Source organism: Bacillus sp. JJ664 (assembly GCF_036962205.1).
In the GTDB taxonomy this organism is placed as follows: domain Bacteria; phylum Bacillota; class Bacilli; order Bacillales; family Bacillaceae_G; genus Gottfriedia.
On sequence record NZ_JBALMS010000088.1, the window covers coordinates 1 to 9239 of the forward strand.

Genomic DNA, 9239 nt, shown 5'->3' on the forward strand with positions numbered 1-9239 from the left:
TCTCGAATTAAAGATTTTTTTCGTACATCTAGGATCATTTTAATTTATTCTTCTGTTTAAAATGTTTAGCTAATAACGATATTCAAGAATTAAAGCTTGATGACCTAAATTAGATAAATAATCAAAAAAAAGATTAGCTAGTTTTTAACCAGAGATTCTAATAATAAATGGTATAACATTAAATTGGGGGATCTAATGAAAACTCAACATTTAGGTATGACTATAGGGTTATATATTGATTACTTCCTATTAGGGATGATTAATATCATTTTTTCATCTAATATGGGTTTTCTAACAACACAATTAAATACGGATAATACTGGAATAAGTATCTTAGTTTCAGGTATAGGGATTGGAAAATTAATCACTTTAAGTGTGTCAGGTAAGCTTTCTGATAAATTCGGCAGAAAGCCACTTGTTGTAACAGCTTCATTTCTGTATCTAATATTTTTGATTGGAATACCACTAGCACCTACTTATGAAATAGCGTTTATTATTGCCATTATTGCTGGGATAAGCAATTCAATATTAGACTCAGGAGCCTATCCTGCACTTATTGAAGCATTTCCAAAAAATACAGGAAAATCTACTGTATTAATTAAAGCATTTATATCAATTGGAGCTATGATTCTACCAATCATAATTTCATATATTATTAATCATAATATTTTTTACGGATATACATTTTTTGTACTTGCTTTAATCTTTTTCATAAACGGAAGTATCTTATCTTCAGTTAGTTTTCCTAAGAATTCTAATAAAAGTGATGAAGATAACATCAATGAAGAAAATCGATTCAAAATAAAACCAATCATCTGGAAGGAAGGCTTAGCTACTATTTTTATGGGATTTACAACTACAACATTATTTATGGTTGTACAAGTTTGGCTCCCAACATATGGTCTTAGTATTCTTGATATGAGTAGAACTGAATCTATTCAGCTATTAAGTTATTTCAACCTTGGATCACTTATTTCCGTTTTAATAATTGCATTAGTTATCAATCGGTTTATAAGTCCAATAGTAATTTTAATTTTGTACTCTTTCTTAACTTCTTTATCTTTATTGATTTTATTATTTAGTCACCAACCTATTTTGATAATAACATGTTCTTTTCTTATAGGTTTTTCAACTGCTGGTTTATTTCAATTGTGTATTACAGTGATTGTAGAATTCTTCCCTAAAAATAAAGCGACGATATCGGCTTATGTAAGCACCGCATCAAGTTCTGCATTCATAGTAATCCCATATATTACAGGGTTATTAGCAAAAAATATCGATGTGACTGCTGTATTCTGGTTAGATTATATCTTTGCGATGCTCAGTATTTTACTAGCAACATTTGTATATTATCGTCATAAAAGAGTATTCAAAAAATTAGTAATTTCATCCGGTGTAAGCAAAGCTTCATAACTGCGTCCAAAGATTTTCCTTGGATTGATTTGAAATATATAACTTTAGGTCTTGTAATTGACCATACAAAAATGAAAAGTTGTTACAAATTGACAATTTATCCTATTCTTCCTTAAATAGAGAACTATCCAATTTTAAAAAATAAATTTGTTTTTCACCAAAGAAGCTTAAAAAAAGAGTTATATTTATTTTACTGCTATAGTTTTGTGTTTCATTCCTGTTTATTAATAACTAAAATGAATCATTATGATAACAAGAATGTCATTTACCAGAAAAATATTTCACCATATAATAGCCATAACATTTAGAATAGTATAATTTTTCCGTTTTTAATAGGTTAATTCCGCTTTCCTGAAATGTAATTTGTGGTAGAGGTGATGCAAAAGATGAAAAAACGAACTAAGTGGTATAAGGGAAGAACTGCGACTTGTATGGTTGCTACAGCCCTAGTAATCACTAATGCTAAATTTATTTTTGATACTCCATTAAGTAAGGCGCAAGGATCTAGTCCCGATGATGCTATGACACGTGTTGTGGTCGAAATGGAAGGAACTCCTGCCATTCAAACCATGCCTCATTTAGAACAAATTGGAGCCGTTTCCAAAAAAATAGTAAGAAGGATAAAAGATCAAACTGAGAATTTGAAAAAATCTCACTTGAAAGTAATACAAGAAATAATAGAAAAGAAGATTCCATTCAACAAATCTAACGAATATACGTTCATATTTAACGGAGTTGCATTACAAGTACCCAAAAACAAAGTGGATGATCTGCGTACCCTCCCAGGTGTAAAGGCAATTTACCCCGATCAGGAATATCACGCTGACTTAGTCAACAGTGTTCCTTTGATAGGTGCTCCTGATGTCTGGTCTAAGCACGACCATGAAAACCAAGAAGTTACAGGGAAAGGAGTCACAGTTGCTGTGATTGACACGGGTGTGGACTATGATCACCCTGACCTTGGCGGGGCGTTCGGCTCAGGGCATAAAGTAGTTGGGGGATATGATTATGTGAATAATGATAATGATCCTATGGATGACAATGGCCATGGTACCCATGTCGCGGGAATCATTGCTGCGCAAGGAAAATTGAAGGGTGTCGCGCCTGAAGCCTCCATCACAGCTTATAAAGTCTTAAGCGAAAACGGTATAGGAAATACATCCGATATCATTGCAGGAATTGAAGCGTCTATTTCTCCGGACAATCCATTTCCGGCCGATATCATTAATATGAGCATAGGTGGTCCTGGGGATGGCAGTGATCCTATCTCCCAAGCCGCTCAGAATGCCGTTGATGCCGGTGTAGTTGTTGTCGCGGCAGCAGGGAATGCAGGACCTAGTTATGGTACCATAGGTGCTCCAGCTATTGCTGAGGGGGTACTTGCTGTTGGTGCAAGTGTAAGCGGTATCAAAGTACCTGACGCGAAGATGGTTGCACCACTTGAAGAGAATTTATCCGTTACCCGCCTTGGGTTTTCTGCTAATCTCCCTGATACATCAATTAACAGCGATCTGGTAGACGTCGGAGAAGGTGGAATGGAAAGCTACAATGGGTTAGATGTAAAAGGAAAGATTGTTCTAATTCAACCACCAGTAGGTTCAGATGGACGTACAGAGGCGATTACAGCACAACAAAAAGGGGCAGACGCTGCGATCTTTTTCGTGCCTGAGCAACCTGGACCATCTTTTAAATTAGGAGATACTATTCCATCTCAGTATACATCCAACTCTTATGAAGAATTACAATCACAACATCAATTCCTGACAAGTTCAACTTTAGACAGCCAGTTAGAATCGTTAGTCGCTATGAAAATTGGTGCAACAAAAGCTGGGGAATTAAAGTCTTACTTGGCTAAAGGACCTGTTAAAATTACAATTTCGGGAAAAGACATAACGGATCAAATTGCAAATTTTAGTTCCCGAGGTGATTCCGAATCTCGAGCAAAGCCTGATTTAGTCGCTCCAGGCGTTGAAATCAACTCGACGTTCATCAAGAATGAGAATAATGATTCAGGTTATACAAGATTAAGCGGGACAAGCATGGCTGCTCCTCATGTGGCGGGTGCAGCTGCACTTCTGAAACAACTTAAGCCGTCATGGAATGCTAGCGAGATTTCAAGCGCTTTAAAAGAAACCGCAAAACCGCTGGCATCATATGATGTGCTTACACAAGGAACAGGAAGATTGGATGTAAAGGCTGCAGCGGAAACAAATGTTTTAGCCTCTCCTAATGTATTAAATTTAGGATTTGCTGATTTGAAAGATTCGGAGATTCAAAGAAATGCTTCATTATCTTTGAACAATCAAGGTGATGTACCAGTTGATATGGATTTCTCTATTAAAGACGATACAAAATCCGGGACAACCGTTACTGTGAATCCTTCCCATATTCATATTGAACCAGGTCAACAGGTCAATGTTGAGGTGAATATAAACATGAATCGACCGGATCAGGATATCGATATCTCGGGCTGGGTAGAAGGAAATATTCAATCTGCAAAAGAATCGCAGCATTTACGCGTGCCATATAAGTTAATTGCAAGACATTTCCGAATTACTGCATCACCTGATCCGGTAGCATCAACAGTAGGTGAAACAACAGCCTATATTTTCAGCCCGGTTCATATGACAGAAGCTCCTAAAGTGACAGTACGAACTCCTAGCGGAAAAACAAATGAAGTTACTGCTACCTTAGATCATGATCGTTGGTGGAAGTTGCAAGTTCAGACAAATGAAGTGGGAATATATCGGATTGATGCAAGTACCACAGTCAAAAATTTTGCTAATGAGGAATCTACAATAATAGGTTCAGGTTTTCTGGAAAAATTACCAGCAGATAATGAACACGCTTCATCTTGGGATTCTGTTGGGCCTTACTCTAATGCAGGACTGATGAATTTTGACTTAAAAAATTCTAAGGACATGACAGTTTTACCGTCATCGACTCTATCATTGTTCCGGACTGAAGATAGGGCAGAAACTTGGCATGAGTATAGAAATTTCCCTGTAGCAGGAGGAGTAGCTGCTGATCTAGTGGCTGATCCTACAGATGAAAAAAATATGTATGTGGCTATTAATTCTAAATATAATGATCCTACTTATATTGGAAAGATATTAGCCAGCAAAGACGGGGGAAAAACATGGAACACTTTACCTTTTCCGAACATAGAGATATCTAATTTATTAATTGATAAAAGTGGGCAAAAACTGGTTGCTATTTCGAGTAACGAAGTTTATGTCAGCTTGGACAGAGGAATGAATTGGGAGAAGCTACCTGGTTGGTGGGGATATCTTAATAATGCACTTCTTCTGAATAACAACCTATATATTTCAGCAGGCTATGATGGTGTTTACTTATTTAAAGATGTATTCTCTGGATCAGCTATATCTGAACTATTGTATCAGCCACCTTTTCCTTTTAGAAGTACAAAAGAGATTGAAGGCAATGAAAGTATGCTAGTTGTTGGCACTTTTGGTGGCGGTTTATACGCTTCATATAACAAAGGTAAAGACTGGAAAGAACTTACTCACGCTCAAATACCATTCAATAATGTATCTCACATAGATATTCTAGAAGGTGATATTTATGTAGGTACTGGATATGATGGAATAATGGTGAGTCACGACAAAGGAAAAACATGGGAAACTTGGAAAAAACCTCTTCCTGGGTCTAACTCCTATGAAGTAGATTTCGCCATTGGACCAAAATCTACCTATAAAGGGATGCGACCAATTTATGTATCTTCTGAACAGGCAGGGATATATAGTACTCAGGATAAAAGTGAATCATATAAACGAATCGGTATTCCTGCAGCAACGGTTTACGGCTTGGCTATTTCGCGGAACTCTAAAGGATATCAGTTACTTGCCGGTACTGACTCCAACATATACATGACAGCGCTACCAACTCAAAACAAGGTTGATTCCTCAACACTAGAATGGGGAGCCGCAGAAGGTGAAGGAAGAGTAGGAGAACAAGTGTATCAAATCGCTACTTCTCCAACAGAGGCTAATGTCGTTTACAAGATACGCTATAGTGCATTTGGGACTATGAATGTATACCGAAGTAATGATGGTGGAGAAAAATGGGATTTGAAATTTGAAGAAAGCGGAGTCCCAATTGCAATGCTGATTAACCCAGCTGACTCGAAACAAATCATGATCTCATATGTTATCCCAGCGAGTGGAGAAACAGGTATATATATCAGTAAAGATGCTGGGGAGAATTGGAAAAAGATTAAGCAAGAACACAAATTTACAGCTTTAGCAACCGCTGATCCTAACTATCCTAACCGGATTTGGGCAGGTGGAAATGACGGACTATTCTTGTCCAATGATATGGGTCAATCATTCCAAAAAATTCAAAACATACCCGTAAGCAGTATTGCAATTGACTCACATAATCCGAATCATTTAGTGTTCGGAGGCAATCATTTGTATGTCAGCACAGACAGTGGGAAAACATTAGAAAAAGCAAAGGGTGCTGATGAACTCAATGTATTTGTCAATGATATTATAGTTTCCCCTAGCAACCCTAAAATCGTCTATGCAGCCACAGGTTCCTTTTATGAGTCTGGACTTCTTAAGGGAGGACGCGGTGTGTTAATGAGTGTAGATGGAGGAAAAACATGGACCAATTTATCCGAAGGTCTCGAGAATAGAAATGCTACAGCAATTGAACTTTCTCCAGACGGAGAATATTTGTTTGTCGGAACTCAAGGTGGCAGTGTTCACCGAATGAAATTACCCAAAAAACAACGTTAAAAAAACTTCCCCATTCCGCTTCATGGTATGGGGGAGTTTTTTTATATAAGCTGTCAGGATTTAATAAAATTTTTTTCGGTATCCTCTACAGAAAGACTTTTCTCAATCACATAATCAAACAACAATTCCATAAAATTTCTAGCAGCATTTCCTATATACTTATCTTTATGATGTACAATAGCAATTTCCTTATAAATTCCAGGGTTTACTATTTTAATTACATTGAGGGCTTCAGCATTCTCTGAAGCGAGAAGTGTACTCGGTAGAATAGTTGCTCCAATACCTGCTTTCACTAAACTCAATATAGATTTTACATCAGTTAATTCTATGATTGGTTGGATAACGAATCCCAAAGAATTAGCGGCAATATCTATTACTTTTCGGCAATTGTGACTTAAAGGACTTAATACAAGTGGCAGGTCTTTAATCTCTTCAAAATCAACTTTATCCCTTTCAGCCAAATGATGATCAAATGGAACAGCTAAATAAAATTCTTCATTAAATAAAGGAATATTTGTTAACTGTTCATTCTCTAAAGGCATTGTCAGTGCTAAATCGACTTCATTTTGAATAACTTTTTCTTCAATATTATCTGACTGAATGATCTTCAATTGCACATTAGGGTGCTTTCGATGAAGTTCTTGGAAAACTACAGATGCAAGTTGACTTAACTCTTCCGACATTGTCCCAATGATCAGTTTTCCTCTTTTTAGCTTTTGGAGCTCTCCTATTTGGTCATAGATAAATTGTAAATTGGAGAATATTTTTTCGGATTCTTCTTTTAGAATTTTACCTGCCTCCGTAATGGCAATTTTTTTACCTAAACGATCAAATAAACGAACCCCTAATCTATCTTCTAGGGCTCTCATTTGACGGCTTAAAGCAGGTTGTGAAATTCCTAATTTCTCTGCTGCCCTTGTAAAATGTAATTCCTCACAAATAGCTATAAAGTATTCCAATTCTCTTAATTCCATCATTTCACTTCTCTCTATTCTAGATGATATTATATGAACTAATTTATTTTTACTTAAAGAAGATGTTATTAAAACTTCCAAAAATAACTTATTGCTTTGACTCCATTTTATTAAGAGAGAAAAACGAATAAAAAACCGCTCATTCCCATAATAAACTATTGAATACAGATACAACAACTCAGGAGTACTAATAGGAATCTTAGTAATTCTTCCCAACTCATATTGCGATACATTGAGATACTATAAGAATTTTTCTTGTGAAAATCGTATACTTCTTTTCAAATAGTGAACTCCCTACCATTTCTCTTAAAAGGTGGTGTTTCAAAACAAAAAGTTGTGAGGAATCTATGTAAACGTAGGTATCTGGCTTAATAATTATTTTTATTTAACCCCAAGTGGCAGAATGGGTTAAAAAAGCAAAAGCAAATCAATAAATATAAAAGAGCCAATCGACAGGTGTTGATTAGCTCTTTTATAGGCAATTTATTTAAATTTTTTAGTCAATTTCATATTGTTAATCAATATGTAACAAGTTTTTGGAAAAGATCTTGTTACTATTGAAAACTATTCAATAACTTTAACTTTCAACTTTACATCAACATTGCCTTTTAAAGCTTTTGAATAAGGACAAAAACCATGCGCTTCTTTCACAAGCTCTACAGCAACATTTTGTGGAACACCTTTAATTTGTGCATTTAACGTAACTGCTATGGAAAAAGGGCTTTCTGTATCATCTTTTAATAAACTAACTTCCGCTGTAATTGATGATTCAATTTTGTGTTTATTTTTCTTAGCGATAAAGTTTAATGCTCCATCAAAACATGCTGAATATGCAGCTGCAAATAGTTGTTCAGGATTAGATCCAACTTTGTTAGTGTTGGCAGATGGCATTGTTAATAGTAAATCAATTAAGCCATCATCTGATTTAACTTTTCCTTCACGACCTCCAAAAGCAGTAGCTTTCGATGTAAATAAGACAACCATTCATAATCACCTCATTAATAATTATATGTACATTTTTCATATCGTTAGTATTGATAATCCATACTCCAACTATTCTCAAAAAAATTTGATAAAAGGGAAATTAGTTCGTTAGTTGGATTCTGTTTTACTTCAGCAGAAAATAAATTTCAAGCATTAACAAGTCATGATGAGATTGTTTATACTCATGGAGCTTTAAAAGCATTAGCAGCAGATTTGATAAAAATTGCTAATGATGTAAGATGGGTGGCAAATGGTCCAAGAAATGATATAGGTGAAATAATCATCCCTTCAAATGAACCAGGAAGTTCAATTATGCCATGGAAAGTGAATCCAACTCATTCTGAGGCACAACAATGGTTGTTACACAAATTATAGGAAATGATGTGACGATAGGATTTGCAAGTCAAGGGAACTTTGATGATCATTGTGTGAAACGCATTGAAGCAAATTTAGAAATCGATTACTTATGATAGTAACTACATTAAAACCTCATATTGGCCATGAAAAAGCAGTAACAATCGAAAGTTAGCATATAAAAAGACACTCCGGCCATTGTTTTTTAATATTGTTTTATAGCAAAATCTTTAAGATAACTGCTGTAGGAAAAAACTGCTATTTGACTGATAAAATTTCGCGTGATATATTTATCTCGAATTAAAGATAAAATAATTCAAAATGAAATTTATACTATTTTTCAATTTTTACTGTTTTAGGTATTTTTTTATAAAAATGATTCAATTGCAGTTTCAATTTCAAATATAAATATCTCGAATTGAAAATAAATTCAATTGTATTTGACCAATAATGTGGTTAATTTTTATTTTCTATATTACATATCGTAAATAAGATTATAAAAAATAACATCATTGTCAGAGCAAATTTTAATTTTGTTGACCATAAACGATTTTTATTCTAAAGGGGTGAAAAATATGCTAGAAGTAACAGTGAACCTTAAATATAAAGGGAAGAATTATCAAACCAAAGTAATTGTTCAAAAGGGCACACCACAAAAACAAATATTCCGTTTAGCAAAAGAACAAATTCAAAAACAATGGTAGTTGGCTTTTCAAAGAAATAGAGCTTATTTTTATAAACTGCATTATAA

General features: G+C 34.8%; 5 protein-coding genes and 1 pseudogene. 4 read left to right on the forward strand and 2 right to left on the reverse strand.

Annotated features, from left to right (window positions below; genetic code table 11):
- The first annotated feature begins 195 nt into the window (after positions 1 to 195).
- Both V7056_RS14680 and V7056_RS14685 read left to right on the forward strand, forming a co-directional pair.
- Entirely contained in the window at positions 196 to 1413 is a 1218-nt protein-coding gene (locus V7056_RS14680) for an MFS transporter (protein WP_499703093.1), read from the forward strand.
- Between the two features lie 569 nt (positions 1414 to 1982).
- Positions 1983 to 6176, forward strand: coding sequence for a S8 family serine peptidase (locus V7056_RS14685; protein ID WP_499703100.1), 4194 nt, complete (start codon positions 1983 to 1985; stop codon positions 6174 to 6176).
- Between the two features lie 53 nt (positions 6177 to 6229).
- Here the strand turns inward: V7056_RS14685 and V7056_RS14690 are convergent, their stop codons facing one another.
- Both V7056_RS14690 and V7056_RS14695 read right to left on the reverse strand, forming a co-directional pair.
- On the reverse strand, positions 6230 to 7150 hold the full coding sequence (locus V7056_RS14690; protein ID WP_499703095.1) for a LysR family transcriptional regulator: 921 nt from the start codon (positions 7148 to 7150) through the stop codon (positions 6230 to 6232).
- A gap of 564 nt (positions 7151 to 7714) precedes the next feature.
- Positions 7715 to 8134 carry an organic hydroperoxide resistance protein gene (locus tag V7056_RS14695; protein WP_499703097.1) on the reverse strand — a complete coding sequence of 140 codons (420 nt, stop codon included), beginning with the start codon at positions 8132 to 8134 and terminating at the stop codon, positions 7715 to 7717.
- A 72-nt stretch (positions 8135 to 8206) separates the two neighbouring features.
- Here V7056_RS14695 and V7056_RS14700 point away from each other — a divergent pair.
- Both V7056_RS14700 and V7056_RS14705 read left to right on the forward strand, forming a co-directional pair.
- Positions 8207 to 8654 (forward strand): annotated as a pseudogene (locus V7056_RS14700) (lyase family protein); the annotation flags it as partial.
- A 409-nt stretch (positions 8655 to 9063) separates the two neighbouring features.
- Positions 9064 to 9192 (forward strand): BA3454 family stress response protein, encoded by a 129-nt coding sequence (locus tag V7056_RS14705; RefSeq protein ID WP_499703099.1) that lies wholly within the window; start codon positions 9064 to 9066, stop codon positions 9190 to 9192.
- Positions 9193 to 9239 lie beyond the last annotated feature (47 nt).

Coding starts and splice junctions, on each gene's coding strand:
- V7056_RS14695 (WP_499703097.1), bottom strand. CDS start 8,134: ATGGTTGTCTTATTTACATCGAAAGCTACTGCTTTTGGAGGTCGTGAA.
- V7056_RS14680 (WP_499703093.1), top strand. CDS start 196: ATGAAAACTCAACATTTAGGTATGACTATAGGGTTATATATTGATTAC.
- V7056_RS14690 (WP_499703095.1), bottom strand. CDS start 7,150: ATGGAATTAAGAGAATTGGAATACTTTATAGCTATTTGTGAGGAATTA.
- V7056_RS14705 (WP_499703099.1), top strand. CDS start 9,064: ATGCTAGAAGTAACAGTGAACCTTAAATATAAAGGGAAGAATTATCAA.
- V7056_RS14685 (WP_499703100.1), top strand. CDS start 1,983: ATGCCTCATTTAGAACAAATTGGAGCCGTTTCCAAAAAAATAGTAAGA.